The 23,945-nt window shown below is 67.8% G+C and carries 26 protein-coding genes and 1 riboswitch; of the genes, 13 read left to right on the top strand and 13 right to left on the bottom strand.

What is annotated here, in order from left to right; all coding sequences use genetic code 11:
* Positions 1–45: 45 nt before the first annotated feature.
* Complete coding sequence (gcvT, locus tag RQI43_RS23230) at positions 46–1,176, bottom strand: glycine cleavage system aminomethyltransferase GcvT (protein WP_311276731.1); 1,131 nt, start codon at positions 1,174–1,176, stop codon at positions 46–48.
* A gap of 50 nt (positions 1,177–1,226) precedes the next feature.
* Positions 1,227–1,334, bottom strand: a riboswitch (glycine riboswitch).
* A 252-nt stretch (positions 1,335–1,586) separates the two neighbouring features.
* On the opposite strand from gcvT, the gene nth reads away from it, so the two are divergent.
* The gene (gene nth, locus RQI43_RS23225; RefSeq protein WP_311276730.1) at positions 1,587–2,348 is read left to right on the top strand and encodes a Fe-S cluster assembly protein HesB; all 762 of its coding nucleotides are present in this window, start codon (positions 1,587–1,589) and stop codon (positions 2,346–2,348) included.
* A 15-nt stretch (positions 2,349–2,363) separates the two neighbouring features.
* On the opposite strand, the gene RQI43_RS23220 is transcribed toward nth, so the two are convergent.
* Positions 2,364–2,648: a type II toxin-antitoxin system RelE/ParE family toxin gene (locus RQI43_RS23220; protein WP_056427437.1), complete on the bottom strand. Its 285-nt coding sequence runs from the start codon at positions 2,646–2,648 to the stop codon at positions 2,364–2,366.
* Positions 2,638–2,895, bottom strand: a complete 258-nt coding sequence (locus RQI43_RS23215; protein ID WP_244478043.1) for a type II toxin-antitoxin system Phd/YefM family antitoxin — start codon at positions 2,893–2,895, stop codon at positions 2,638–2,640. The genes RQI43_RS23220 and RQI43_RS23215 overlap by 11 nt, the downstream gene beginning before the upstream one ends.
* Positions 2,896–3,116: 221 nt before the next feature.
* Here RQI43_RS23215 and trpS point away from each other — a divergent pair, with 221 nt between their 5' ends.
* Genes trpS through tam form a run of 3 tightly spaced genes read left to right on the top strand, consistent with a single transcriptional unit; the run spans position 3,117 to position 5,689 of the window.
* On the top strand, positions 3,117–4,187 hold the full coding sequence (trpS, locus tag RQI43_RS23210; protein ID WP_311276729.1) for a tryptophan--tRNA ligase: 1,071 nt from the start codon (positions 3,117–3,119) through the stop codon (positions 4,185–4,187).
* Positions 4,187–4,885: a haloacid dehalogenase type II gene (locus tag RQI43_RS23205; RefSeq protein WP_056427432.1), complete on the top strand. Its 699-nt coding sequence runs from the start codon at positions 4,187–4,189 to the stop codon at positions 4,883–4,885. Before trpS ends, RQI43_RS23205 begins: the two co-directional genes overlap by 1 nt.
* A gap of 27 nt (positions 4,886–4,912) precedes the next feature.
* A complete protein-coding gene (gene tam / locus RQI43_RS23200) occupies positions 4,913–5,689 on the top strand; it encodes a trans-aconitate 2-methyltransferase (protein WP_311276741.1) in 777 nt (258 codons plus the stop codon).
* Between the two features lie 149 nt (positions 5,690–5,838).
* Here tam and RQI43_RS23195 read toward each other — a convergent pair whose 3' ends face one another.
* Positions 5,839–6,492, bottom strand: coding sequence for a pyridoxamine 5'-phosphate oxidase family protein (locus tag RQI43_RS23195; RefSeq protein ID WP_018044186.1), 654 nt, complete (start codon positions 6,490–6,492; stop codon positions 5,839–5,841).
* Between the two features lie 199 nt (positions 6,493–6,691).
* On the opposite strand from RQI43_RS23195, the gene RQI43_RS23190 reads away from it, so the two are divergent.
* Together RQI43_RS23190 and RQI43_RS23185 are read left to right on the top strand one after the other, a co-directional pair.
* Complete coding sequence (locus RQI43_RS23190) at positions 6,692–7,048, top strand: type II toxin-antitoxin system RelE/ParE family toxin (RefSeq protein ID WP_082470252.1); 357 nt, start codon at positions 6,692–6,694, stop codon at positions 7,046–7,048.
* 54 nt (positions 7,049–7,102) lie between these two features.
* Positions 7,103–7,402 carry a DNA-binding transcriptional regulator gene (locus RQI43_RS23185; protein ID WP_056427426.1) on the top strand — a complete coding sequence of 100 codons (300 nt, stop codon included), beginning with the start codon at positions 7,103–7,105 and terminating at the stop codon, positions 7,400–7,402.
* Between the two features lie 201 nt (positions 7,403–7,603).
* Here the strand turns inward: RQI43_RS23185 and ilvC are convergent, their stop codons facing one another.
* The 9 genes from ilvC to RQI43_RS23140 form a co-directional block, all read right to left on the bottom strand.
* Entirely contained in the window at positions 7,604–8,623 is a 1,020-nt protein-coding gene (gene ilvC, locus RQI43_RS23180) for a ketol-acid reductoisomerase (RefSeq protein ID WP_019904456.1), read from the bottom strand.
* 26 nt (positions 8,624–8,649) lie between these two features.
* The gene (locus tag RQI43_RS23175; RefSeq protein ID WP_311276728.1) at positions 8,650–9,294 is read right to left on the bottom strand and encodes a TetR/AcrR family transcriptional regulator C-terminal domain-containing protein; all 645 of its coding nucleotides are present in this window, start codon (positions 9,292–9,294) and stop codon (positions 8,650–8,652) included.
* Between the two features lie 93 nt (positions 9,295–9,387).
* On the bottom strand, positions 9,388–10,026 hold the full coding sequence (locus RQI43_RS23170) for a glutathione S-transferase (RefSeq protein WP_311276727.1): 639 nt from the start codon (positions 10,024–10,026) through the stop codon (positions 9,388–9,390).
* Complete coding sequence (locus RQI43_RS23165; protein ID WP_311276740.1) at positions 10,023–10,406, bottom strand: type II toxin-antitoxin system PemK/MazF family toxin; 384 nt, start codon at positions 10,404–10,406, stop codon at positions 10,023–10,025. Before RQI43_RS23165 ends, RQI43_RS23170 begins: the two co-directional genes overlap by 4 nt.
* The gene (locus tag RQI43_RS23160) at positions 10,390–10,614 is read right to left on the bottom strand and encodes a MazF family transcriptional regulator (RefSeq protein ID WP_244478044.1); all 225 of its coding nucleotides are present in this window, start codon (positions 10,612–10,614) and stop codon (positions 10,390–10,392) included. The genes RQI43_RS23165 and RQI43_RS23160 overlap by 17 nt, the downstream gene beginning before the upstream one ends.
* A gap of 112 nt (positions 10,615–10,726) precedes the next feature.
* On the bottom strand, positions 10,727–11,269 hold the full coding sequence (gene ilvN, locus RQI43_RS23155; RefSeq protein ID WP_018044192.1) for an acetolactate synthase small subunit: 543 nt from the start codon (positions 11,267–11,269) through the stop codon (positions 10,727–10,729).
* A gap of 24 nt (positions 11,270–11,293) precedes the next feature.
* The gene (locus tag RQI43_RS23150; RefSeq protein ID WP_311276726.1) at positions 11,294–13,069 is read right to left on the bottom strand and encodes an acetolactate synthase 3 large subunit; all 1,776 of its coding nucleotides are present in this window, start codon (positions 13,067–13,069) and stop codon (positions 11,294–11,296) included.
* Between the two features lie 271 nt (positions 13,070–13,340).
* On the bottom strand, positions 13,341–13,748 hold the full coding sequence (locus tag RQI43_RS23145) for a carboxymuconolactone decarboxylase family protein (protein ID WP_311276725.1): 408 nt from the start codon (positions 13,746–13,748) through the stop codon (positions 13,341–13,343).
* Positions 13,711–14,169, bottom strand: coding sequence for a MerR family transcriptional regulator (locus RQI43_RS23140; RefSeq protein WP_311276724.1), 459 nt, complete (start codon positions 14,167–14,169; stop codon positions 13,711–13,713). Before RQI43_RS23140 ends, RQI43_RS23145 begins: the two co-directional genes overlap by 38 nt.
* Positions 14,170–14,423: 254 nt before the next feature.
* Between RQI43_RS23140 and RQI43_RS23135 the strand changes: the two genes are divergently transcribed.
* The 7 genes from RQI43_RS23135 to RQI43_RS23105 all read left to right on the top strand — a co-directional run bounded on the left by RQI43_RS23135 (position 14,424) and on the right by RQI43_RS23105 (position 23,945).
* On the top strand, positions 14,424–14,930 hold the full coding sequence (locus RQI43_RS23135; RefSeq protein ID WP_311276723.1) for a chemotaxis protein CheW: 507 nt from the start codon (positions 14,424–14,426) through the stop codon (positions 14,928–14,930).
* Between the two features lie 61 nt (positions 14,931–14,991).
* Complete coding sequence (locus tag RQI43_RS23130; protein ID WP_311276722.1) at positions 14,992–16,446, top strand: CheR family methyltransferase; 1,455 nt, start codon at positions 14,992–14,994, stop codon at positions 16,444–16,446.
* Positions 16,443–17,027: a chemotaxis protein CheW gene (locus RQI43_RS23125; RefSeq protein ID WP_311276721.1), complete on the top strand. Its 585-nt coding sequence runs from the start codon at positions 16,443–16,445 to the stop codon at positions 17,025–17,027. The genes RQI43_RS23130 and RQI43_RS23125 overlap by 4 nt, the downstream gene beginning before the upstream one ends.
* A 54-nt stretch (positions 17,028–17,081) precedes the next feature.
* Positions 17,082–18,752, top strand: a complete 1,671-nt coding sequence (locus RQI43_RS23120) for a methyl-accepting chemotaxis protein (RefSeq protein WP_056427397.1) — start codon at positions 17,082–17,084, stop codon at positions 18,750–18,752.
* 26 nt (positions 18,753–18,778) lie between these two features.
* Positions 18,779–21,073 carry a response regulator gene (locus tag RQI43_RS23115; protein WP_311276720.1) on the top strand — a complete coding sequence of 765 codons (2,295 nt, stop codon included), beginning with the start codon at positions 18,779–18,781 and terminating at the stop codon, positions 21,071–21,073.
* Positions 21,074–21,138: 65 nt separating this feature from the next.
* The gene (cheB, locus tag RQI43_RS23110; protein ID WP_056427695.1) at positions 21,139–22,212 is read left to right on the top strand and encodes a chemotaxis-specific protein-glutamate methyltransferase CheB; all 1,074 of its coding nucleotides are present in this window, start codon (positions 21,139–21,141) and stop codon (positions 22,210–22,212) included.
* Positions 22,209–23,945: a response regulator gene (locus RQI43_RS23105; protein WP_311276719.1), complete on the top strand. Its 1,737-nt coding sequence runs from the start codon at positions 22,209–22,211 to the stop codon at positions 23,943–23,945. Before cheB ends, RQI43_RS23105 begins: the two co-directional genes overlap by 4 nt.

The raw sequence follows: 23,945 nt of genomic DNA, 5'->3' as shown, positions 1-23,945 counted from the left end.
CTCCGTGAAACGGGGATTGGGGGGAAGTCGGCCGGGGGCCGGGATTCAGCTGCGCTTGAAGCGCGCCGGCACGAAGGGAAGCGCCACGACCGAGACCGGCAGGCGCCGGCCGCGCACTTCCGCGAAGAGGCGGGTGCCGGGCGTCGACAGGGCGGCAGGGACGTAGCCCATGGCGATGGGCGCCTTGAGGCTGGGGCTGAACCCGCCGGAGGTGACCCGGCCGATGGCCTCGCCGGCTTCCTCTGCGACGAGCGCGGCCCCTCCCCGCACCGGGGTCGGGCCCTCCGGCAGCAGGCCGACGCGCCGCGACGCGGGACCGTCACCGATCTCACCGAGGATGCGCTCAGCGCCCGGAAAGCCACCCGCGCGCGCACCGCCCTCGCGGCGGACCGGCTGGATCGCCCAGGTCAGACCGGCCTCGACTGGGCTCGTGCCGACATCGATATCGGCTCCGTGCAGGCACAGGCCGGCTTCCAGCCGCAGGGAATCGCGTGCGCCGAGGCCGACGGGCTCCACGTCCCTGTCCTGCAGCAACGCCTCGGTGACCGCATCCGCGGCATCCTCCGGAAGGGAAATCTCGAACCCGTCCTCCCCGGTATAGCCGGAGCGGCTGACGAGGGCGGACGCGCCGAGGAGCTCCACCCACTTCACATCGAGGAAGCGCATGGCGGCGGTCTCCGGGGCGAGCCGCGCCAGGGCGCTCTCGGCCAGCGGCCCCTGGAGGGCGAGGAGCGCCCGGGGCAGCACGGTGATCTCGCACAGGCCGGCCAGATGAGCGCGAAGATGGGCCTCGTCCGCCACCTTGTTGGCCGCGTTGACCACCACGATCAGGCTGTCGTCGAGGCGTGCGACCATGAGGTCGTCGAGGATGCCGCCGGTGTCACCGGTGAGGAAACCGTAGCGCTGCCGGCCGGGCGCCAGCCCCAGCACGTCGATCGGCAGGAGGGTTTCGAGGGCGCGCGCGAGCTCCGCCATGCCGCCCGGACCTGGCTTCAGCTGGATCTGGCCCATATGCGACACGTCGAACAGACCGGCCGCCTTGCGGGTGTGCAGGTGTTCGGCGATCAGGCCGGCCGGATAATGGAGCGGCAGCGCATAACCCGCGAAGGGCACCATGCGGGCGCCGTGGCGCAGATGGAGCGCGTGAAGCGGGGTGCTGCAAGCATCGAGCGGCATCTGGTCATCCCATGACAGATCGGCTCCGGATGCTCGATCGAGCGATCCGGCTACCCCCATCTGTCACGGTTACCTGAGAGCTTCTCCCGCCCCGCGAGGGACCGGGATTTCTCCTTCGGTGGACGCCCGCGAAGGCGCCTCTCTCCAGATTGTCAAAACGAAGCGGTGATTGTGCCTGAGAGTTTCCGGGGGTGGTTGCTCCGTCGGCGCCATGACCGGTTGGTACCGGCCTGGGCTCTCCCGCTTCGTCATTCGCTGACGGACAGAGCCTCGCATGACCTTCGCCGGGGCGCAAGGTTCGGGCTTTCACCTTGGCGCAACTGTCAGTCTATTGCACGATACTGCTGCCCTGCGGCACTTCCTCTCGCGCCGGCTCGGAACCGGCGGGACTCGGCGCGGATTCCGTTGTCATGTCCATCGCATCCGGGCACGACCTCGCCGGCCCCCGCCCCCGGCAGACCAAGCGTTCCGTTCCCCTCGCGGATGCGAGCCTGACGGACAAGGCGCTCGAGATCCATCGCCGGCTCTGCCCCGTCTACGGCTGCCCGATTCCGTATTTCCACAGCCTCGATCCCTTGAGCGAACTCGTCTCCTCGCTTCTGTCGCACCGCACCCGGAATGCCGATTCCGGTCGCGCCTTCAAGGCGTTGCGGGCACGCTACCCGGATTGGGCCGACCTCGTGGGCGCGCCCGTGGAGGAGATCGAGGCCACCATCTCCGGCGTGACATGGCCGGAACTGAAGGCTCCCCGCATCCGTGCCATCCTGGCGGCGGTGGCCGAGCGCCACGGCTCCCTTTCGCTCGATTTCCTGAAGGAGATGGAGGTCGATGCGGCGCGCTCGTGGCTCGAGGCGATTCCGGGCGTCGGCCCGAAAACCAGCGCGGCGGTGCTCTCGTTCAGCCTGTTGCGGATGCCGGCCCTGCCGGTGGACAGCCACCACCACCGAGTGGCGCAACGCACCGGCCTCATCGGCGCGAAGGTCGATGTCGGCCCCTCGCATCCGATCCTGCGGGCGCAGCTTCCGGCGGAATGGAGCGCGCAGGATCTCTACGACAACCACGAGATCCTGATGCTCCATGGCCAGGCAGTGTGCCATCACCGCAATCCGGCGTGCGGGAGATGCGTGTTGCTGGATATCTGCCCGACCGGGCAGGCGCGGGAGCGGGGCTAGGCGGTAGCGGCGGCGCTACCGCTTGGCGGCTCCGTATACGGCACTTCGCTCCCGCTTGCCGACCGCCACCACCGTCACGGTGACCGTCGTGTCATCGACACGGTAGACCAGGCGATAGCCTGCGGACCTCAGCTTGATCTTGTAGCAATCCTTCAGGTCGGCATCGCGCAGCTTGTCCGCTTCGACCCTCGGGTTCAGCAGACGCTCCGCCAGCTTCTTCTTGAACTGCCCCCGGAGCGTCTCGCCGAGCTTGTGCCACTCCTTGAGCGCGGAAGGCAGAAACTGGAGTTCAAAGGGCATCCAGGGTGACCCGCACGGGCACTTCCCCGGAGCGGGCTTTCACGATCGACGCCAGCACGTCGTCGTCGATGGCGTCCATCATGGCCTCGAAGGTCTCCGGCGGGACCATGTAGCCCATGACGCGGTTGTGGTTCAGGATCGCCACCGGTGCTCCGTCGGCGCGGTTCATCACCGATGTCGGGCTCTTCTTCAGCTCCGACACACTCACCGCCACATCGGCCATGACACTCTGCAGCTGAGCTTCCATTCGCGACTCCACCGCCTGCCGCCTCCCTGGAACGGCAGAGGCGATCTCGTCTCGGTACCAAATTGCGTACGAAAATTCGATCTTTTTCGGGTTCGATGCGGCGTATGCCGTCAAGCTGTGCACCTTGACCACCCATGGTGAGCCGTTCAGAACGCAAACGTCGGTGCCCTGACCCGAGCGTCGGCTTCTCCCTCGCCATCACGCCATAGGAACCACGCGCGATGACCGCGTTCACAGAGCTCGTGTTCTCGGGCGTCCAGCCCACGGGCAACCTGCATCTCGGCAATTACCTTGGCGCGATCAAGCGCTTCGTGGAGATGCAGGAGCGCGACGCGCAGTGCCTCTACTGCGTCGTCGACATGCACGCGATCACCCTGTGGCAGGACCCGGCCGCCCTGAAGGGCCAGATCCGCGAAGTCACGGCCGCCTTCCTCGCCGCCGGCATCGACCCGAAGCGCAGCATCGTCTTCAACCAGAGCCAGGTGCCGGCCCATGCCGAGCTCGCCTGGATCTTCAACTGCGTCGCCCGCCTCGGCTGGCTGAACCGCATGACCCAGTTCAAGGACAAGGCCGGCAAGGACCGGGAGAACGCGAGCGTCGGGCTCTACGCCTATCCCGTGCTGATGGCGGCCGATATTTTGGCCTACCGCGCCACCCACGTGCCGGTGGGCGAGGACCAGAAGCAGCATCTCGAACTGACCCGCGATATCGCCCAGAAGTTCAACAACGACTTCTCGGAGTCGATCTCCGCCCATGGGCACGATGCGGGCGAGGGCTTCTTCCCGATCACCGAGCCGCTGATCGGCGGCCCGGCCGCCCGCGTCATGTCCCTGCGGGACGGCACCAAGAAGATGTCGAAGTCGGACCCCTCCGATAATTCGCGCATCAACCTCACCGACGAGGCGGATACCATCGCCAACAAGGTGCGCAAGGCCAAGACCGATCCTGAGCCCCTCCCCTCCGAGACGGCCGGTCTGGCCGCACGGCCCGAAGCCGACAACCTCGTGGGCATCTTCGCGGCGCTGAAGGGCGTCACCCGCGACGAGGTGCTGGCCGATTACGGCGGTGCCCAGTTCTCTGCCTTCAAGGGGGCGCTGGTGGAGCTCGCGGTGGAAACCCTCGCGCCCATCGCCTCCGAGATGAAGCGTCTCGTGGCCGACACCGACTATATCGACTCCGTCCTCGCCGATGGCTCCGAGCGCGCCGAGGCCATCGCGGCCCCGACGCTGGACGCGGTGAAGGACATCGTCGGTTTCGTCCGGCGCGGTCCGCGGTTGCGGACCGTCCGGTAATGATCCGGGCGCTCGTCTTCGACGTCTTCGGGACGCTCGTCGACTGGCGCTCGGGAGTGGCCCGCGAGGCCGCACGCCTCCTCGGCGCGGAGGCGCCCACCCTCGATGCCGACGCTTTCGCGGATGCGTGGCGCCGGCACTACGGGCCTTCGATGGAGACCGTGCGTTCTGGGGCCCGGCCCTTCGTGGACCTCGATATCCTCCATGCGGAGTCCCTGCCCCTCGTTCTGGCGGAGTTCGGCATCGTCGGCGCGCCGGATGCCACACGGCGGGAACTGGTCCAGGCCTGGCACCGGCTCGACGCTTGGCCCGACGTACCGCACGCTCTGCGGCGCCTTCGGACGCGCCACCTCCTGGCGCCAAACTCGAACGGTCATATCCGGCTGATGGCCGACCTCGCCCGCCGCAATGGGCTGATCTTCGACGCGATCCTGGGTGCCGGCCATTCCCGCGATTACAAGCCGAAACCCGCCCTCTATCACGATGCGGTGGCGGCCTTCGGCTTCGCTCCGGCGGAGACCTTGATGGTCGCCGCCCATTCGGGCGACCTCGCGGCAGCGGCGAGCCACGGCCTGTCCACCGCCCATATCGCCCGCCCGCGCGAGCACGGGCCGGGCGGTGGCGAAACGGCGCCCAATGTTCCGGTTACTTATGCAGCCCGTGACCTCACGGATCTGGCCGACCAGCTCGGCTGCTGACGACGACGGAGCGGAAGGGTGAGCACGATGGCCGATTGGAACCCAGCCCTCTATACCCGCTTCGAGGACGAGCGTACCCGTCCGGCGGCCGAGCTCCTGGCCCGTGTGCCTCTCGAAGCCCCGCGACTTGTCTACGATCTCGGATGCGGCCCCGGCAATTCCACCGCGCTCATCACTGCACGCTTTCCCGAAGCGGAGGTGATCGGCCTCGACACCTCGCCGGCGATGCTGGAGCGTGCGAGGAGCCGCCTGCCCGGCCTCGCCTTCGCGAGGGCCGATGCGGCGACCTGGATCCCCGAGCAGGCGCCGGACCTGATCTACGCCAACGCCGTGCTGCAATGGCTGCCCGACCACCCGGTGCTCCTGCCCCGGCTCCTCGGCCTCCTGGCACCCGGCGGGGTGCTCGCCGTGCAGATGCCCGACAATCTTGCCGAGCCCTCGCACCGGTTGATGCGCGAGGTGGCGGGTGCCGGTCCCTGGGCCATCGGCGATCCGGCCGTGGCCGGGCGGCTCGGGCGGATGCTGGAGCCGGCCGGCTATTACGACCTCCTGGCGCCCCTCGCGGCCGAGGTCGATGTCTGGCGTACCGCCTATCATCACCCGATGACGGATGCCGCCGCCATCGTCGAATGGGTCAGGGCGACCGGGCTCCGGCCCTTCTTCGACCCGCTGGACCCCGAGGATACGGCCGGGTTCCTCGCCGCCTACACGACGGCGATCGATGCGGCTTATCCGCCGCGCAGCAACGGGGGACGCCTGCTCGCGTTCCCGCGGGTCTTCATCGTCGCCCGCCGGGCGGACTAAGCAGGCTCGCAAAAGTGCTCACCGGTTTTGCGTCCTAAAAACCTGCGATACTTCAAGGGCCTAAGCGAGGTGAAGCGTTGGCTCACCGACGCGAACCTGCTGAGCGCACCGACCCGGATGCGATGGCCGGGACGGTGCGCGGCCGGGTTTCAGCTCTCGCCGCGCGCCACACGTGCCTCGTATTCCGGCAGGGCGAGCTGGCCTTCCTTCTCGACCCGCGCCTTGTCCTCGTCCGAGATCACGTCACCGACCATGTCGAGGCGCTTCCATAGGGCGAGCGGCGTCTCCTTGTCGGGGCGCGGCACGTATTTGTTCTGCGAAACCTTCTGGTACTTGTGGATGTAGCGCGGGCAATTGACCCAGGCCTTCGTCACCTCGATCTTCACGAGGTACTTGGCCTCGGTGTATTCGGCCATCAGCGGATCGTCGCGCAGCATCCGGGCGTGTCCCTGGACGCGGACACGGTGCGGGGTCTCGAAATCGATGAACAGCAGCCCGACCTTGGACTGACCCTCGATGTTGCCCATCGAGTACCACATGCCGTTCCCATCGAGGCCGGGGAAGACCAGCGTGTTGGCGTCGAGCACCTTCACGAAGCCGGTGCTGCCGCCCTTGTAGGAGACGGTGGGCATGCCGTCGGGATCGACCGTGGACAGGAAGAACATGTCGCGGCTGCCGATGAAGGCGGCCTCGTCGGGGCCGATCTCGTCATGCACCCAGCCGGTGTCGAGACGCTCGGCGAGCTTGACGGTGTTGTACTCTTCCTGAAGCGCGCGATGCTCGTCGTAATAGAGCGAAGCCATGGGTGTCCTCCAACCTTCGGCCGCTCTCAGATGGGCAGCCGTTACGGAGCATGATCGCCGGATTTGCTTAAGAGTACAACGGGGGGCGTCCGTCCCTCCCTCCTTCCCTTCAGAGCCGCCGACTGCCGGGCCGGATCGCTCATGGAGGTCGGTGGCGTACGTCGTTGACGTATGGGCGGTGTTGGCTTAGACGATCGGAATGCCCTCGCCCCTGCATACGGTCGCGGAAACCTCCGAGTTCGTCAGGGATGCGGATGCCGAGCGCATGCCGGCCGCAACTCGGACGGCCCTCAAGGACATGCTCGCCGCGAACCCGGAGGCGGGTGATCTCATCGTCGGCTCGGGTGGTATCCGTAAGGTGCGCGTCGCCGGGCGGGGCAAGGGCAAGAGCGGCGGCTATCGCGTTCTCGCTGCTTATGTCGGGCCCGATGCACCGGTCTACCTCCTGGCGGTTCTGAGCAAGGCGGACCGGGAGACCTTCTCGCCGGCGGAAGTCCAGCAACTGGCTCGGCTAACGCTTTCCATCAAGGCGCATTGGCAGAAGCGTGGAAGGTGACGCGCATCCATACGGCAACCAGGGCATCGCCCTCTCACAGGAGCAAGGTCGACCATGGGCAGGGATATTTTCGAACGAACCCTTTCCGCTCTGCGGGAAGCCGAGGAACACGCGCTGGGAGGGATGCCGGCCGGTCTCGTCGTCCATGTTCCCGAGACCGTCGATGTCGCCGGGATCCGCAGGCGGACCGGCAAGGCACAGCCAGCCTTCGCCGCGAGCATAGGCGTGCCCGTCGCAACTCTCAGGCAATGGGAGCATCAACGTCGCCAGCCTCAGGGGCCGGCGCGCGTACTCCTGGCTCTCCTCGACAAGAACCCTCGCCTCGTCGAGGAGACGCTCGGTCAGGTGCCATGACGGCAGAGAGATCGCCGCTCTTCCGCACTGGTTCGGGAGACGGCGGCCTTCGCAAGATCGAGGGGCGGGCAATGGGAGCGTCATCTCCCGAGATAAACTTCCTTGCCCGGTCGCGCACGAAAAAGCCGGCCCCGCTCGCACGAGGCCGGCTTTCTCCGCGAGGGGGCAGCCGAGCGAAGCCCGGCCGCCCATCACAAAAAATCAGTTCTTGGACTTGTCGACCAGGGCCTTCTCGGAGATCCACGGCATCATGCCACGGAGCTTCGAGCCGACTTCCTCGATCGGGTGACGGGCGAGCTTGGCGCGGGTGGCCTTGAACGAGGTCTGGCCGACCTTGTTCTCCAGCATCCAGTCGCGGGTGAACTTGCCCGACTGGATATCGTCCAGCACGCGCTTCATCTCGGCCTTCGTCTCGGCGGTGACGATGCGCGGGCCGGTGACGTATTCACCGTACTCGGCGGTGTTGGAGATCGAGTAGTTCATGTTGGCGATGCCGCCCTCGTAGATGAGGTCGACGATGAGCTTCACCTCGTGGAGGCACTCGAAATAGGCCATCTCGGGAGCGTAGCCGCCCTCGACCAGGGTCTCGAAGCCGGCCTTGATGAGCTCGACGAGGCCGCCGCACAGCACGGCCTGCTCGCCGAACAGGTCGGTCTCGCACTCTTCCTTGAAGGTCGTCTCGATGATGCCGGCGCGGCCGCCGCCATTGGCCGAAGCGTAGGACAGGCCGAGATCGTGCGCGTTGCCGGAAGCGTCCTGCGCAATGGCGATCAGGGTCGGCACGCCGCCGCCCTTGAGGTACTCGCCGCGCACGGTGTGGCCGGGGCCCTTCGGGGCGACCATGAGCACGTCGAGGTCCTTGCGGGGCTCGATGAGGTTGAAGTGGACGTTGAGGCCGTGGGCGAACAGGAGGGCGGCGCCCTGCTTCATGTTCGGCTCGAGCGACTCCTTGTAGATGTCGCCCTGGAGTTCGTCCGGGGTCAGCATCATGACGACGTCGGCCTGTTTGGCGGCGTCGGCGACGTTCATCACCGTGAAGCCCTCGTGCTCCGCCTTCTTGGCGGTGGCCGAGCCCTCGCGGAGGGCGATGACGATGCCCTTCACGCCGGAATCACGCAGGTTGAGGGCGTGGGCATGGCCCTGGCTGCCGTAGCCGACGATGACGACCTTCTTGCCCTTGATCAGATTGAGGTCGGCGTCACGATCGTAATAGACCCGCATGGGTTGGTTCCTCTCTTCGTGGGGTGTCAGGGACGGGCCTGGCCGTAGAGGGCCAGGAACTGGTCGACGGCGCGGGCCGCGTCGCGTCGGATCTCGGCGGCGTCGAGGTCGAGCGCGTCGCCGAGGAGAAGTCGGATCTGGATGTCGCGCCCGACCAGACCGAAGAAGGTCCGGAAGGCGGTCTCGCTGTCCTCGAAGGCGAGGAGCCCGGCCGCACGGCCCGCTTCGAGCACGGGCTTGACCCGCCCGCCGATGGCGAGGCGCCCGTTCGCCAGCACGATGGCGCCGAGGTTGCCCTTGCGCGAGCCGGCATGCGCGATGGCGATGCGGTTCAACACCACCGAGGTGCGGCCCGCGATCACATCGAGCCAGGTCACGGCGAAATCGAGCAGGCGATCGCGTAAGGCGGCCGCATCGAGCACGCCCGCCGCGTCGCGCCCTGCATGGACGCGCGAGGCCTGCCAGCGCACCGTGGCGGTGAGGAGACCGTCCCGGTCCCCGAACCATTTGTACAGGGTTTCCTTCGAGCAACTCGCCCGGCGCGCGACCGCATCCATGGTGAGCTGGTCGCCCTCCTCGACGAGGAGAGCGAGCACGGCATCGAGCACCGCCTGTTGGCGGGCCGAGGGCGCCTCAGGCACCGTCTCGTCGCGTGCGACCGTCGCGCTCATGCTTCCAGAAAACCAGTACCGTACCGTACGGTACGCGGCGGCATAGGCCGATTCGGTTTCCCGGACAAGAGGCGGTGTACCCCCGGTCGAACCTTATTCAGGCAGTTTGAGGCCTTCGCGGGCGAACACGGCCTGTACGGCGGGCCGCGCCGCCATGGCGCGGGCATGTGCGGTCCAATGGGGAAAGCGCTCCGCCATGTCGAAGCGCAGCGTCGGGCCGCGGCCCCAGGTCCAGAACAGCAACAGGTAGGGGTCGGCGACGCTGTAGGCCTCGCCGACGGCCCAGCCGCCGTTGGAGAGCTTGACCTCTGTCATCGTGAAGAGGTCGCCGCAGGTCTCGACTCCCTTGGCCTGGATGCCCGGAAAGGCCGTCTCATCGCCCGTGTAGCGCTCGGCCCGGCGGATATGCGCGTAGGCGATGTGATGGCCGGTGGAGAGCCAGCCCAGCCATTCGTCGACCCGCGCCTGATCGCGGGGCGATTGCGGCCACAGGCCGGCCTGCGGATGACTGCGCGCGATGTGGCGCAGGATGGCGGTGTTCTCGGTGAGCACCCAATCCTCCTCCACCAGCGCCGGCACGCGGCCGCGCTCGTTGATAGCGAGGTATTCGGCCGCCCGCTGGTCGCCCTTGGCGAGGTCGAGCCGCACGGTCTCGTAGGGCGCTCCCGTTTCCTCGAGGGCGATGTGGGAGGCGAGCGAGCAGGCGCCGGGGGCGTAGTAGAGGGTGGTCATTGAGCTGAGCCTTCCTGGGCCGCACTGCCGAACTGCAAGCCGATCAATGCTGCCACCTTCGCGCGGACTTCCGCGAGTATGGGATCGGGGACTGTCCCGAGGGAGCGGAGGATGCGCGCTCTGCGGTCGATCGAGCGGACCTGATCGGAGAGGATTGCGCCATCGACGCCCAGACCCGCTGGTAGAAAGACCTTCGTCGGCCAGGGATCGCGATTGCGGGTGACCGGGCAGATGATGATCCGCCGGGTCAGTGTGTTCATCTCCAGGGTCGAGATGACGAGGACCGGTCGCTTTCCGCGTTGCTCGGTTCCGAGGACGGGGTCGAGATCAACAAGAATCAGGTCCCCTGGCTCATACGGCCGATCAGCGGGGATCGTCATCGTCAATGATCTCGGAACCGACATCCGGTCCCCAATCGACCGTCGGAGGCTCGAAATCCGGCCCGAGTCGCTTCATCTCTGCTGCCATCTCGGCCATCGTGAAGACGGGGAACCCGTTGACGTAGCGGCGGGCGGGCGGAGGCGCGAGAGGAGCAGGCACTGGATCGATGTCCACTTCCTGGCCCTCGACGAGACCGAGCTTCCGCACGTCCTCTCGGGTCAATGAGAGGACGAAATCCTCTCCACTCCGTTCCAGCCTCGCTCTCATCGCATCACCCCCGGCACATCTCCGGCACTCTACCACCCTCGGCGAAAAAGCCTCACATCGCTTCCGAGCCACGCCCCATGGCCGCGATGCCCGTGCGGGAGATCTCCACGAGGCCGATCACCGTCATCAGGCCGATGAAGCGGTCGATCTCCTCGGTGGTGCCGGTGACCTCGAACACGAAGGAGTTCAGGGTCGCGTCCAGGGTCTTGGCGCCGAAGGCGGCGGCGAGGGTCAGCGATTCGGTGCGGTGCTCTCCGGTACCCGCCACCTTGACGAGGCAGAGCTCACGCTCGAGGGCCTTGCCCTGGAGCGTGAGGTCGACGACCCGGTGCACGGGCACGAGCCGGTCGAGCTGGGCCTTGATCTGCTGGATCACCGCATCGGTGCCGGCGGTGACGATGGTGATGCGCGAGATGTGGCGCGCCACCTCGGTCTCCGACACCGTGAGGCTCTCGATGTTGTAGCCGCGTCCCGAGAACATCCCCGCGATCCGCGCGAGGACGCCCGGCTCGTTGTCCACGATGACGGCGAGCGTGTGCCGGTTGATCGGCTCGACCCGACCGGCATCGGGGTAGTGTGTGTTCATGGCGTTCATGACGTCTCTCCTCCGCGCCGCCGGTCAGACCAGCATCTTGCCTTCCTCGGAGATCACGTCGCCGAGGTCCATACCGGTCTCGCCGAGGTAGTCGGAGAGCAGCATCTCATTGTGCGCCTTGCCCGACGGGATCATCGGGAAGCAGTTCTCTTTCTTGTCGACGATGCAATCGAAGATGACCGGGCCGTCATGGGCCAGCATCTCGGCGATCGCCCCGTCGAGCTCGCCCGGCTTGTCGCAGCGCATGCCCTTGGCGCCATAGGCCTCCGCCAGCTTGACGAAGTCCGGCAGGCTTTCCGAATAGCTCTGGGAATAGCGCGAGCCGTGCAGCAGTTCCTGCCACTGGCGCACCATTCCCATATACTCGTTGTTCAGGATGAAGATCTTGACCGGCAGGCGATACTGCACGGCCGTGGACATTTCCTGGATGTTCATGAGGATCGAGGCTTCGCCGGCGATGTCGATGACGAGACCGTCCGGATTGGCGAGCTGGGTGCCGATGGCCGCGGGCAGGCCGTAGCCCATGGTGCCGAGGCCGCCGGAGGTCATCCAGCGGTTCGGCTCGTCGAACTTGAAGTACTGCGCCGCCCACATCTGGTGCTGGCCGACCTCCGTGGTGACGAAGGTCTTCCGGTCCTTGCAGGCCTCGTAGAGGCGCTGCACCGCGTATTGCGGCTTGATGATCGTGCCCGACGGCCAATAGGCGAGGCAGTCCCGCGCCTTCCAGGTGCGGATCTTGGCCATCCACTCGTCGAAGCGACCCTGGTCGGGACGCTTGGGCAGGGCCTTCCAGGCCGCGAGCATGTCTTCGAGCACCGAGCCGCAATCGCCGACGATGCCGACATCGACCTTGACCACCTTGTTGATCGAGGAAGCATCGACGTCGATGTGGATCTTCTTGGAGAAGGGCGAGAACGCGTCGAGACGGCCGGTGATGCGGTCGTCGAACCGGGCGCCGATACAGACCATCACGTCGCATTCGTGCATGGCGAGGTTGGCCTCGTAGGTCCCGTGCATGCCCAGCATGCCCAGGAACTGCGGGTTCGAGGCCGGGAAGGCACCCAGACCCATCAGGGTCGAGGTGACGGGAAAGCCGGTGACCTCGGCCAGCTGGCGCAGGAGCGCCGAGGCGTGCGGGCCGGAATTGATGACGCCGCCGCCGGTATAGAGAACCGGACGGCGGGCATTCGCCATCAGCTCGACGGCAGACTGGATCGCCTGCGCGTCGCCCTTGAAGGCGGGGCGGTAGGTCTTGTGGCCGTTATGGGTGGGGCGCTCGTAGATCCCGCTGGCGAACTGGATGTCTTTCGGCAGATCGACCACGACGGGGCCCGGCCGGCCGTTCGAGGCGACGAAGAAGGCCTCGTGCAGGATGCGCGGCAGGTCGTCGATCGATTTGACCAGGTAATTGTGCTTCGTGCAGTGGCGGGTGATGCCGACCGTGTCGCATTCCTGGAACGCATCGGTGCCGATCAGGTGCGTCGGAACCTGGCCGGTGATGCAGACGAGGGGGATCGAATCCAGCATCGCGTCGGTGAGGCCCGTGACGATGTTGGTAGCTCCGGGGCCGGAGGTGACGAGGACGCAGCCGACCTTGCCTGAGGAGCGGGCATAGCCCTCGGCCGCATGGACCGCGCCCTGCTCGTGGCGCACGAGGACGTGCTTCAGTTCTTCCTGGTGGAAGAGGGCATCGTAGATCGGCAGCACCGCACCGCCCGGATACCCGAACAGCGTATCGACACCCTGATCCCGGAACGCCCGGATGACCATTTCGGCCCCGGTCATGACCTCGCCGCTCATCGTCTCAACTCCCTGAAACCCGGTTGCTCGTTCCGTGTCACGTCTTGGCTCAGGCAACAAAAAAGGGCCCCGAAGGACCCTGCATGCGCCACCATCCGGATCGCGATCCTGCTGTCAGGACCGCCCCGTCGGTGGCGCTTTCGTTACGATAAGGATGACACGCATCGACTTGATAACTTTGCTCTGTGACGCGCCGAAGGGCGAATCGACATTTCGAGGGGTCTGAATACAGAAGCAATCCATCACGGTCAACGGCCAATCAGAGGCAGGCTCACCGATGGCCGGTGGCGAAAACGTCGCGTGCGATCGCCACGGCGTTGAGCGCCGCAGGGAACCCCGCATAGGGAATCATCTGCATGATCGTCTCGATCAAGGCCGCCGGCGTCACGCCGACGCGGAGGGCGGCCTGCATGTGGACCTTGAGTTGGGGCGCGGCCGTTCCCATCGCCGTGAGGGCGGCGACCGTGGCGATCTCCCTCGTCTTCACATCGAGCCCGTCGCGGGAAAATACGTCGCCGTAAGCGAACTCGACGATGTATCGGCCGAGATCGGGCGCGATGTCGTCGAGACTTCTGACGACCGCCGCGCCGTGCGGGCCGCTGATGGCCTCCAGCTGAGCCAGTCCGCGTTGATAGCGGGTTTCAGTCGGTGCCTCCTGTGCCTCGGCATGTTGGGCCACCAGCGGGAGGGCCGTTGCTGAGGTCAGCACGGTACGTCGGGTCATCGTCATTGTCCTTGCTCTCGCGCGTTGCTTCCAGGGCCCGGTAGTGGGTGATCTTGTCATCCAGTCCCGCGATGAGGTCCGACAGTTCCGACCTGCGCGCGATCAGCGCGATGCGATGCGCCTCGAGGAGACTGCGGCGGGCTTCGAGGGTCGCATCGCCCTCCGCGCGCAGACGGCTGTATGCGAGCCGTTCGCGCATGGGCATATCCATCGCCTGGAGCTTGCGAAGGAAGGTCGCCCAGACGAGGTCGTCGCTTCCGTAATCCCGCCGACCGCCGGAATCGCGTCCGCTGCGAGGGAGCAATCCGATCCGCTCGTAGTATCGAAGCGTGTCGACGCTGAGCCCGCTCCTCGCTGCGAAGGCACTGATTCTCATCGCGAAACCCCTTCGGTAAAGGCTGTCTACGAGCTGGAGTGCGCTCCAGGTCAAGCGGCTTTTCGACGGTACGGCGAGACCGCTCCGTTCGGCCCGGAAGGTTGTGCCCCGGCCGCTCTCTTGGCTGCACGCGGCAGCCTTCGATCGCCTTGCATCCGGCGGCATCGGGATGACGAACCCGTTTGCGCCGGAGCGCCCTGTCGTCCTATCTGGCGGGGATCCGAAATCGTACTTCCTCAGACCCCGCCGGGACGATGCCTCAACCCGAGATGACGGCCTATCTCATCCTCGACGTGGCCGGCACCGGCTTCGCGATGCGACGCTCGTCCGTGAGCGAGGTCCTGCCCCTCCCCCGCCTCCATCCGCCCACCCTGACGGGCACATGGCTCGCCGGGTTCCTCGATCTCGGCGGGACGACGGTGCCGGTGATCGATCTCGGCCGGCTCCTGATGCTGCCGCCCATGCCCGGACGGGAGGGCGATCCCTACCGCCACCTGCTGCTGTCGGCCGATCGCGGCACGGCGATCCTGGTGGACCGCGCCCGCGATCTGGTTCTCGTCGCCCCGGACGCCATCCGCGCGCGGGCGGCGGAGACCAGTCTCAACGGCTGCGTCGTCGGCGAGATCGTACAGGGCGAGCAGCTCACCCAGATCCTCGGCATGGACCGGCTCCTCGACGCCGAGGAGCGCCGCCGCGTGCAGGCGCTGACGGAGGCCGCCGCCGCGCGCCTGTCCGATCTCGCCCGTCTCGAAGACGCGTGAACCGCATGCCGCGTCCGAACGAGGTAGGCCCGACAGTGGTTCTGTCTGGGAAGTCCGCCGCATGAAGCGCCCGGTGCGTGCCGTCGCGGAGATCGATCCGGGTTTTCCCGCCCTCAAGGACAAGGTGATCGCCCGGACGGGGCATCACTACTACGCCGACAAGGACGATCTGCTCTTCGACCGGTTGCGCAAGCGCTTCAAGGCCTGCCGCCTTGCCGATTCCCGGGCCTATCTCGCACATCTCGACGGCGAGGCCACCGGACCGGCGGAATGGGCCGCCCTGGAGGCCGAGATCACCATCGGCGAGACCTTTTTCTTCCGCTACGCCGAGCAGTTCACGGCGTTGCGCGGGACCATCCTGCCCGGCCTGATCGCCGCGCGGGCGGAGGCGAAGTCCCTGCGGATCTGGAGCGCCGGCTGTTCCACCGGGGCGGAGCCCTATTCCATCGCGATCCTGATCCACGAACTCCTCGGCGATGCGCTGCACGAGTGGCGGATCGACATCACCGGCACGGATATCAGCACCGAAGCGCTGGCGACGGCGCGGGCGGCGCTGTTCGGGCGCTGGGCCCTGCGGACATTGCCGCCGGAAGAGCATGCCCGCTACTTCGTCTGCGGCCCTTCGGTGCCGGGGATCGCGCGCGAGGGCAGCTTCACCCTGCGGCCCGAGTTTCGAAGGATGGTGCGCTTCGAGCACCACAACCTGATGAGTCTGCTCGACGGTACGGCGCCGTCGCATTTCGCCGATTTCGACCTCATCCTCTGCCGCAACGTGCTGATCTACTTTCAGGCCGATGCTGTCCTCGGAATCGTGCGCGCGCTGGGACGCAGGCTGGTGCCGGATGGCTGGTTGCTCATCGGCCATGCCGAGCCGAACCCGGCCTTCGCCGGCACGCTGCAGCCGATGAACCTGCCCGGTACGGTGGCCTACCGACCGCTCGGCGGGGATGCCGTCGCCGTCACGCCTCCCGCGCCGCCCATCGTCCTGCCTCCGGTGACGGTCGCGGAGCCGTTTCCCCCCGTCGTCGAACTGCCGCGATTCGTCCCGCTTCCACCCCCCGTCGTCGAGACCATCCCGCCGCTCGCGGAGCCCGTCGAAGCCGAAGATCCGGACACGGTTCTCGATGCGATCCGGGCTTTGGGGGATTCAGGCCGGATCGCCGAGGGCTGGCGCATGGTCCGCGATGCCCTCCTCGCCACGCCCACGGACGCACGACTCCACTATTATGACGGGCTTCTCGCCTATGGGCTCGGGCGCGAGGCCGAGGCCGAGCGGGCATTGCGCGGGGCACTCTATCTCGACCGGAGCTTCGCGATGGCGCATTACCAGCTCGGCCTTCTGCTCGCCGCCATCGGCCGGCACGCGGAGGCGGATCGGGCCTTCGACAACGCCATCCGCTTCGGCCGGGCCCAGCCGTCCGACGCCTCCGTGGCGGAAGGAGACGGCCTGACCGCCGGGCAACTGGTCGCCAATGCCGATGCCGCCCGCATGCGCATGAGGAAACCCGTATCGTGATCGAACCGCCCGCCGGGACTGCCGAGGTCGATCCCTACGTGGCCACCCTCCTCGCCGAGCGCACCGTGGCCCTGGCCCGCCGTGGACGGGAGAGCACGGCTCGGGTCGCGATGACGCCCTTCCTCGTCTGCCAGTCGGGCGACGATCGCTACGGCCTGCCCCTGGAGGCGGTGGCGCAGGTGGTGCCGGCCCGTTCCTATACGCCGGTGCCGGGGGCGCCGGCGGAGCTGCTGGGCCTCATCGCCCTGTCCGGTCGCGTCGTCAGCGTCCTCAGCCTGTCCGGTGCGTTGCGGCGGCCCGTCTCGGCCAGGCCTGGCGACATGCCGGCCTCGGCCGGACATATCCTCGTGCTTCGCGGAGGGATCATGCCGCTCGCCCTCGCCGTCGACCGGGTTCTCGCGGTCAGCGATGTGGACGGCGCCTTCGCGAGTGCCCCGCTTCATCTCGGCGGCTTGGGTGCGGACGCGGTTTCGGGCTATGCACCGGCACCCGGCCAGGACGCCGCCCGCCAGGGCGGCGAGGCCGGCTTCGTCGTCATCGATCTGCCGCGCCTCCTGCGGCGATACCTGCCTCAAAGCTGACGGTAAGGCTCATCTGGCCTTTCCCCGTCGAGCGGTTTCGGAGCATCGCCAAGCGTGTCGATCTCGATTGGAAAACGGATCCTCTTCGGCTTCGTCGTCGTCACCCTGGTGATGGTCGGACTGGGCGCCTATGCGCTGAGCCAGATCGGGGCCGTCCGCGACAACACGACGACGATCGTCTCGCGGGACCTCACCATCGCGCGCAAGCTCGACGATCTCGGCAACAAGTCTCGTGACCTCGGCAACCTTCGGCGCAACGGCGTGATCGCCGCGCTGATGCGCAACCGGCCCGATACCGAGATCGCCGCGATCATCGACACCTGGCGCCGCGTCGCCTCCGAATCCGAGGCTATCCTCGTCGATACCGTCCGCACCGCCGACGGCTATTCCGCGACGGCGCCGTCGCCGGAGCGTGCCGCGATCTGGAAGAGGCTCGGTGAATCCGCGACCATTGCCGCCACGGATTTCCGGAAGCTGCGGACCGCCAGCGAAGTTCAGCTTTCCGCCATCGCGGCCAAGGATGTCGATGGGGTGGAGGCTCGCAACTCCGATCTGAACCGCCTGCAGGACGAGTTCCTGCGCGATCTCGACCGCACCCGCGACCTGCTCGATCAGGGGATCGATGCCGGCCAGCGCCGGGCTACCGACATCTACGAGCGCAGCCTCGTCTCCATCGTGCTCATCCTCGCCTTGTGCGTTCTCCTGAGCATCGTGGTCACCGGCCTCATCCGCCGGGGCGTGGTGAAGCCCCTCGAAGAGGTCATGGCCTTCGCCGAGCAGGTCGGATCGGGCGACCTGACCCGCACCCTCGACCGTACGGGGGGCGACGAGATCGGCCGTCTCGCATCGACCTTGAACAGAATGGTCTCGGGCCTTGCCGACCTCGCCCGGACCAATCGGGCGGCCACGTCCGACCTCAATGCCGCCGCCGCCGAGATCCGCGCTTCCGCCCAGGAACAGGCGGCCAGCGTCGAGGAGCAGTTCGCGGCGGTGCAGGAGACCGCCGCCACGGTGGATGAGATCACCCATTCCGGAGCCCAGATCGGCAAGCGCGCGAGCGAGGTGATCGCTACGGCCCAATCCACCGCGCAGATCTCGCGGGCAGGCCTCAGGGCTGTCGCCGATACGGCCAAGGCCATGGATGCCATCCGCGAGCAGGCGGAGGCCGTCGCCGGCAACATCGTATCCCTCAGCGAGAAGACCCAGGCGATCGGCGAGATCATCACCACCGTTAACGACATCTCGGAGCGCACCCATCTGCTGGCGCTCAACGCGGCGATCGAAGCGGCGGCGGCGGGCGAGAGCGGCCGGAGCTTCGCCGTGGTCGCCTCGGAGATGAAGCTTTTGGCCGATCAGGCCAAGGCGGCGACCGCGCAGGTGCGCACCATCCTGTCGGAGATCCAGAGGGGCATCAACACCTCGGTCATGCTCACCGAAGAGGCGGTCAAGCGCACGAGCACGGGCAAGGCCCGCTCGGACACGACCCAGCGGACCATCGAGGAGATCACCGCCAAGGTCGAAGAGAGCGTCCAGACCTTCCAGCAGATCGTCGCCTCCACCAACCAGCAGCAACTCGGGATCGAGCAGGTGATGGGCGCCCTCCAGAACATCCGGCAGGCGAGCCAGCAGACCGCCGCCGGGACCCGTGAGGTGGAAGCGGCCTCCGCCAATCTCACCGAACTCGCCCAGGCGCTCCTGACGCTCGCCGACCGATACCGGCACTGAGGGGAGAGGCCGGGCGACCGCCACCCATGGATATCCGCCAGCAGCTCCTCGCGGCCTTCGAGGTCGAGCATCGCGAACATATCGACGCGATCCGCGCCGCCCTGGCCGGTGCGGCCGGGGACGTGCCGCCCGACTGGAACGACGTGTTCCGCCGGGCGCACAGCCTGAAGGGCGCCTCGCGGGCCGTGGACCTGCCGAAGGTCGAAGCCGTGGCGCATCGGCTCGAGACCCTGTTCGAGCGGATCGTCGCCGGTGACGGCACCCTCGACCGGGAGGCGACGGGCGCCGTCCATCTCGCCCTGGACCGGATCGAAGCCTATGTCGCCGCGCTCAAGGGCGAAGCGGACCCGGCCATGCCGGCGGATGCGCTCGCGTCCCTCGACCGCTGCCTCGCCGGGCCCTCCCCGTCCCAGCCCGACCCTCCCGTCGAGCCCCCTCCTCGGCAGCCCGGTCCACCGGCGGAGAGCGTTCCGGCGCAAGCGGGACTGCAGAAATCTGCATCGACTCCCACCGAGCCCGGCAGCGATCCGGGAGTGCTCCTACGCGTGCCGGCGGATGCGGTGGAGGCGCTCACGCGGGCCTCACACGAGCTCGCCAGCGCCCTCGGGGCGGAATCCGCGGTGGCCGAAGGTCTGGCGCGGCTCCAGCGGGATGCCGCCGCCCTCGGCCGCCGGGCCGAGAGCCTTCGCGGGAGCAAGGCGCAATCCGGTACGACCCGGCCTCGCCCCTCCGATGCCGAGACGGCGGAAACCGCCCTCGACGCCATGAGAGCGGAGCTGCGCGGCTTCGAGACGACGCTCCTCGCGCTCGCCCGCGATGCGGCGCAGCTCGCCCAGATCCGCACCGGAATCATCGCCTCGGCGGAAGCGGCCTCCACCCGGATCGGACGGGAGGCCGAGCGCCTGACCCTCGTGCCGGCCGAGACCGTCTTCGGTGCGTTTCCGCGTGCGCTCCGCGACATGGCACGAGAATCCGGTCGCGAGATCAACGTCGTCGCGCGCGGTCTCGATCTGCCCGTCGACCGCGCCATGCTGCAATCGCTGAAGGACCCGGTCCTCCACGCCCTGCGCAACGCCCTGAGCCACGGCGCGGAGACGCCCGAGCAGCGTGAACGCCAGGGCAAGCCGCCCGCACTCTCGATCACCCTCGACATCGCCGTGCGCGGTGGCCGGCTCGTCCTCGGCATCCATGACGATGGGCGCGGGCCGGACCTGCGCGCCATCGAGGCGACGGCGCGAGCGCGAGGCCTGATCGGGGCCGGCGACGGCGACCCCGATACCCTTCTGGCGCTGGTGTTCGAGCCCGGCTTCTCCACCGCCTCCGCCGTCGATACCCTGTCCGGCCGGGGCATCGGCCTCTCCGTCGTCGCCGACGCGGTTCGACGTCTCGGGGGCAGCGTCCGGCTCGAGCCGCGTGTTCCGGCCGGGACGTCGCTGATCATGCATCTGCCGCTTTCGGCGGCGCGGCGGACTTTGCTGCTGGTCGATGTCGGTGCCTCGCTCTTCGCCGTGCCGAGCGCCAGCGTGGAACGTCTCCTGCGCCTCGACCGGTCGAGCCTCTACACCGCCATGGGCCGGATCATGGTGCGTCTGCCGAGGGAGCGCGGCGAGGATCTGTCCCTTCCCCTCGTGGATCTGGCGAGCCTCGTCGGGGTGACGGGCGAGGAGAGCCGCCCGGGCGAGGGACACACGGTGACGGCGGTGCTGATGCGCTCGGGCGGCCGGTCATGGGTGCTGCGGATCGATGCTTTGCGCGACGTCCGAAACCTCCTCGTTCTGCCGGCGCCGCCGATCGGCGCGGATCCGCGCCTGATCTCGGGCACCGTCGTCCTGGGCGGCGATACGCCGGTTCTCGTCCTCGATCCCGACGGCCTCGCGGCGCGTGCGACCGAGACGAATCACGCTGCGCCAGAGCCTGTTGAAGACCGCACCGGAACAGCCGCGCTCCCGCGACGTTCGACGATCCTGGTCGTTGACGATTCCATCACCACGCGAACCTTGGAGAAGGGCATTCTGGAATCGGCGGGCTACCGCGTCGTCGTCTGCGTCGACGGGCAGGATGCGCTCGACCGCCTCCGCGCCGGGATCGAGCATGTGGATCTCGTCGTGGCCGATGTGGAGATGCCGCGCCTCGACGGGTTCGGCCTGCTGAAAGCCCTGCGGGCGGACGAGTCTTTCGCCCGCCTTCCCCTCATCCTGATGACCTCGCGGGGGGATGCCGACGATGTCGCACGGGGGCTCGGTCTCGGCGCGGATGCTTATCTGACGAAACAGACGTTCGACCAGCGCCAGCTTCTCGATACGATCGGGCAATTGTTGTGAGTGACACCGAACAGAGATCCGTCGAGGCGCCTCAGATCACGAGACAGGGCGCCCGCCTGCGCGTGATGCTGGTGGAGGATTCCCTCGTGGTGCGGGAGCTGTTGCGTCACATCGTCGGCCGCGATCCGCGCCTGGAAGTAGTGGCGGCGGTCGCCTCCGGCGAAGAGGCGCTCGCGGCACTCTCCACTGCCCGCCCCGACGTAATCTCGATGGATATCCGCCTCCCCGGCATCGACGGGCTGGAGACCACGCGCCGGATCATGGCCGAGCGGCCGACGCCGATCGTGGTCATCGCCGATTCGGTGGAGGATTCCTCCCTGCGCATCTCCATGAACGCGCTGCGCGCCGGTGCGCTCTCCGTCGTCGAAAAGCCGGTGGCGACGACCAATGCCGGCTACGACGCCGTTTCCACCGAGATCTGCACGCAGCTGCGCATCATGGCCGAGGTGCCGGTGATCCGTCGCCGGCCGATCGGCTCGGAATGGGCCGGACGCCGGGCGGCCGCCCTGTCGCCGTCGGACTTCGCCGCGCCCCCGGCCGCCTCGGACGCCGCGAGCGTTCTGGCCATCGCCGCCTCCACCGGCGGCCCGCCTGCCCTCGCCCGCGTCATCGGCGGATTGCCGGATGGGTTTCCGCTCCCGATCCTCGTGGTCCAGCATATGGGTGCGGCCTTCATGGAGGGCTTCGCCTCCTGGCTGAACGGCGTCGTCTCCCTGCCGGTGAGGCTCGCCGCCGATGGCGAGCGGGCCGAGCCGGGCCATGTCTACGTGGCACCGGGCGACAGGCACCTCGAATGGGCGCCCGGCGGAAACCTCCGTCTCCTGGATGCCGCGCCCGTGGGTGGCCAACGCCCGGCCGCCACCGTCATGTTCGCTTCGGTGGCCCGCCATGCCGGCGCGCGCGGCATCGGCGTGCTTCTCACCGGCATGGGCGAGGATGGCGCCACGGGCCTTCTGGCCATGCGCCAGGCCGGCGCCCAGACCGTTGCCGAACACGAGAGCACCGCCGTGGTGTTCGGCATGCCGGCGGCGGCGATCCGCCTTTCGGGAGCCTCCGCGATCCTCCCGCTCGACCGGGTCGCGCCCCATCTCGTCCGGCTCGCTCTCCCGGGCCTCGCTGCGGCGGACCCCTTCGCATGAGCGGGAACGGCATACCCGACGAGACTGCAACCCGGCCTCGCATCCTGCTGGTGGAGGATTCCGAGACGCAGGCGCTGGAACTGCGGCTGCTCCTGGAGAGCCACGGCTTTTCGGTGGAGCGCTGTCCCACGGCCGAAATGGCCCTCGACCATCTCAACACCCGCCTGCCCGACCTCGTCGTGGCCGACCACCACCTGCCGGGAATGAACGGCGACGAGTTCACCCGTCAGCTGCGCCTGTCGCTCCGTACCCGCGCTCTCCCCCTGTTGATGCTCACGGGCGCCCGCGATGGCGAACGCCAGGGGCTGGAGAGTGGTGCCGACGCCTATGTGGCGAAATCCGCCGACCGGGACATCCTGATCCTGCGCATCCGTGCCCTCCTGCGCGAGCGTCATGGCGGTAGCGCCCCCGGCGACGGGCCGGGCGTGTCGGCGTTTCGGCGCGGACGCGTTCTGGTGGTCGATGGCAGTGCGACCTATCGCACCTTCCTCGCCGGCCTCCTGGCGCATGAGGGCCACGAGGTCCGTACCGCCGCCACCCACGATTCCGCGCTCGCCGCCCTCGACGAGGCCGATGCGGCCTTCGATTGCGTGACCATCGACCTCCTCGGCCCCGCCTATGACGGCCTCGCCTTATGCAGGGCCATCGACCGCCGCCGGGCGGCCGGGATCGAGGCGCGGGAGGCGGGAGCGCCGACGTTCCACCTCGTCGGCATCGCCGGCAGCGCGCCGGCCAAGGATTTCCTGGTGGAAGCCTACGCTGCGGGGGCCGACGACGTGGTCTCGAAGGCCGATGGCGAAGTCCTCGTCATCCGCGTCAGGGGCCTGGTCCGGCGCAAGCTTCTGGAAGAAGACGACCGTCGCATCGCCGGCGAGTTCGGCGCTCGCGAGCGCGCCCTCGAACGCGCGCGTGCTGAGGCCGAGGCGGCCGAGGCGCGTGCCGCCCTGGCGGGTGCCCTCGAACAGGCCAACCAGGATCTCGCCACCGCCAACCGCAAGCTCACGGATGCCCAGGCCAAGCTGGTCCAGGCCGCCAAGATGGCGTCCCTCGGCGAGCTCGTCGCCGGCATCGCCCATGAGATCAACAATCCCCTCGCCTTCATCCTCGCGCATCAGGGCACGGTCGAGCGCCTGCTCGGCGAGATCGCGGATTCCGAGGCGGAACTCGCGTCGCACCGGTCGCTCGCCAAGTGCCGCGACCGTGTCGGCTCTATGCGCCTGGGCCTCACGCGCATCCAGGATCTCGTCTTGAACCTGCGCAAGTTCTCGCGGCTCGACGAAGGTGAGCGCACCCTCGTCAACGTACCCGAATCGATCGAGACGGTGCTGGCACTGATCCAGCACAAGCTCGGGACACGGATTACCGTCGAACGCGACTTCTCGGGCCGGCCCGAGATCCATTGCACCCCCGCCCTCCTCAATCAGGTCGTCATGAACATCCTCGGCAATGCCGCCGATGCCATGCCGGAATCCGGCACCATCTCCATCGTCACCCAGGAATTGCCCGAGACGGACGTGATCCGCATCAGCGATACCGGGCCCGGTATTCCCGAAACCCTGCGGGAAAAGATATTCGAGCCCTTCTTCACGACGAAACCCGTCGGTTCGGGCACGGGGCTAGGTCTTGCGATTGCGTATAGCGTGGTTCAAGCGCATAGCGGCTCGCTTAGCGTGGAGACGGCCGAAGGGGGGGGAGCCTGTTTCGTGATCGGCATTCCGCGGCAGGCAGCGTAG

The organism is Methylobacterium sp. WCS2018Hpa-22 (genome assembly GCF_031843785.1).
GTDB lineage: Bacteria > Pseudomonadota > Alphaproteobacteria > Rhizobiales > Beijerinckiaceae > Methylobacterium.
The sequence above is the reverse complement of the archived record's forward strand: the minus strand, read 5'-3'. Positions and strand labels throughout refer to the sequence as shown.

Coding starts and splice junctions, on each gene's coding strand:
- gcvT (WP_311276731.1), bottom strand. CDS start 1,176: ATGCCGCTCGATGCTTGCAGCACCCCGCTTCACGCGCTCCATCTGCGC.
- nth (WP_311276730.1), top strand. CDS start 1,587: ATGTCCATCGCATCCGGGCACGACCTCGCCGGCCCCCGCCCCCGGCAG.
- ilvC (WP_019904456.1), bottom strand. CDS start 8,623: ATGCGGGTCTATTACGATCGTGACGCCGACCTCAATCTGATCAAGGGC.
- RQI43_RS23175 (WP_311276728.1), bottom strand. CDS start 9,294: ATGAGCGCGACGGTCGCACGCGACGAGACGGTGCCTGAGGCGCCCTCG.
- cheB (WP_056427695.1), top strand. CDS start 21,139: ATGCTGGTGGAGGATTCCCTCGTGGTGCGGGAGCTGTTGCGTCACATC.
- RQI43_RS23195 (WP_018044186.1), bottom strand. CDS start 6,492: ATGGCTTCGCTCTATTACGACGAGCATCGCGCGCTTCAGGAAGAGTAC.
- RQI43_RS23105 (WP_311276719.1), top strand. CDS start 22,209: ATGAGCGGGAACGGCATACCCGACGAGACTGCAACCCGGCCTCGCATC.
- tam (WP_311276741.1), top strand. CDS start 4,913: ATGGCCGATTGGAACCCAGCCCTCTATACCCGCTTCGAGGACGAGCGT.
- RQI43_RS23205 (WP_056427432.1), top strand. CDS start 4,187: ATGATCCGGGCGCTCGTCTTCGACGTCTTCGGGACGCTCGTCGACTGG.
- RQI43_RS23115 (WP_311276720.1), top strand. CDS start 18,779: ATGGATATCCGCCAGCAGCTCCTCGCGGCCTTCGAGGTCGAGCATCGC.
- RQI43_RS23150 (WP_311276726.1), bottom strand. CDS start 13,069: ATGAGCGGCGAGGTCATGACCGGGGCCGAAATGGTCATCCGGGCGTTC.
- ilvN (WP_018044192.1), bottom strand. CDS start 11,269: ATGAACGCCATGAACACACACTACCCCGATGCCGGTCGGGTCGAGCCG.
- RQI43_RS23215 (WP_244478043.1), bottom strand. CDS start 2,895: ATGGAAGCTCAGCTGCAGAGTGTCATGGCCGATGTGGCGGTGAGTGTG.
- RQI43_RS23220 (WP_056427437.1), bottom strand. CDS start 2,648: ATGCCCTTTGAACTCCAGTTTCTGCCTTCCGCGCTCAAGGAGTGGCAC.
- RQI43_RS23170 (WP_311276727.1), bottom strand. CDS start 10,026: ATGACCACCCTCTACTACGCCCCCGGCGCCTGCTCGCTCGCCTCCCAC.
- RQI43_RS23135 (WP_311276723.1), top strand. CDS start 14,424: ATGCCTCAACCCGAGATGACGGCCTATCTCATCCTCGACGTGGCCGGC.
- RQI43_RS23140 (WP_311276724.1), bottom strand. CDS start 14,169: ATGAGAATCAGTGCCTTCGCAGCGAGGAGCGGGCTCAGCGTCGACACG.
- RQI43_RS23190 (WP_082470252.1), top strand. CDS start 6,692: ATGCCCTCGCCCCTGCATACGGTCGCGGAAACCTCCGAGTTCGTCAGG.
- trpS (WP_311276729.1), top strand. CDS start 3,117: ATGACCGCGTTCACAGAGCTCGTGTTCTCGGGCGTCCAGCCCACGGGC.
- RQI43_RS23185 (WP_056427426.1), top strand. CDS start 7,103: ATGGGCAGGGATATTTTCGAACGAACCCTTTCCGCTCTGCGGGAAGCC.
- RQI43_RS23130 (WP_311276722.1), top strand. CDS start 14,992: ATGAAGCGCCCGGTGCGTGCCGTCGCGGAGATCGATCCGGGTTTTCCC.
- RQI43_RS23165 (WP_311276740.1), bottom strand. CDS start 10,406: ATGACGATCCCCGCTGATCGGCCGTATGAGCCAGGGGACCTGATTCTT.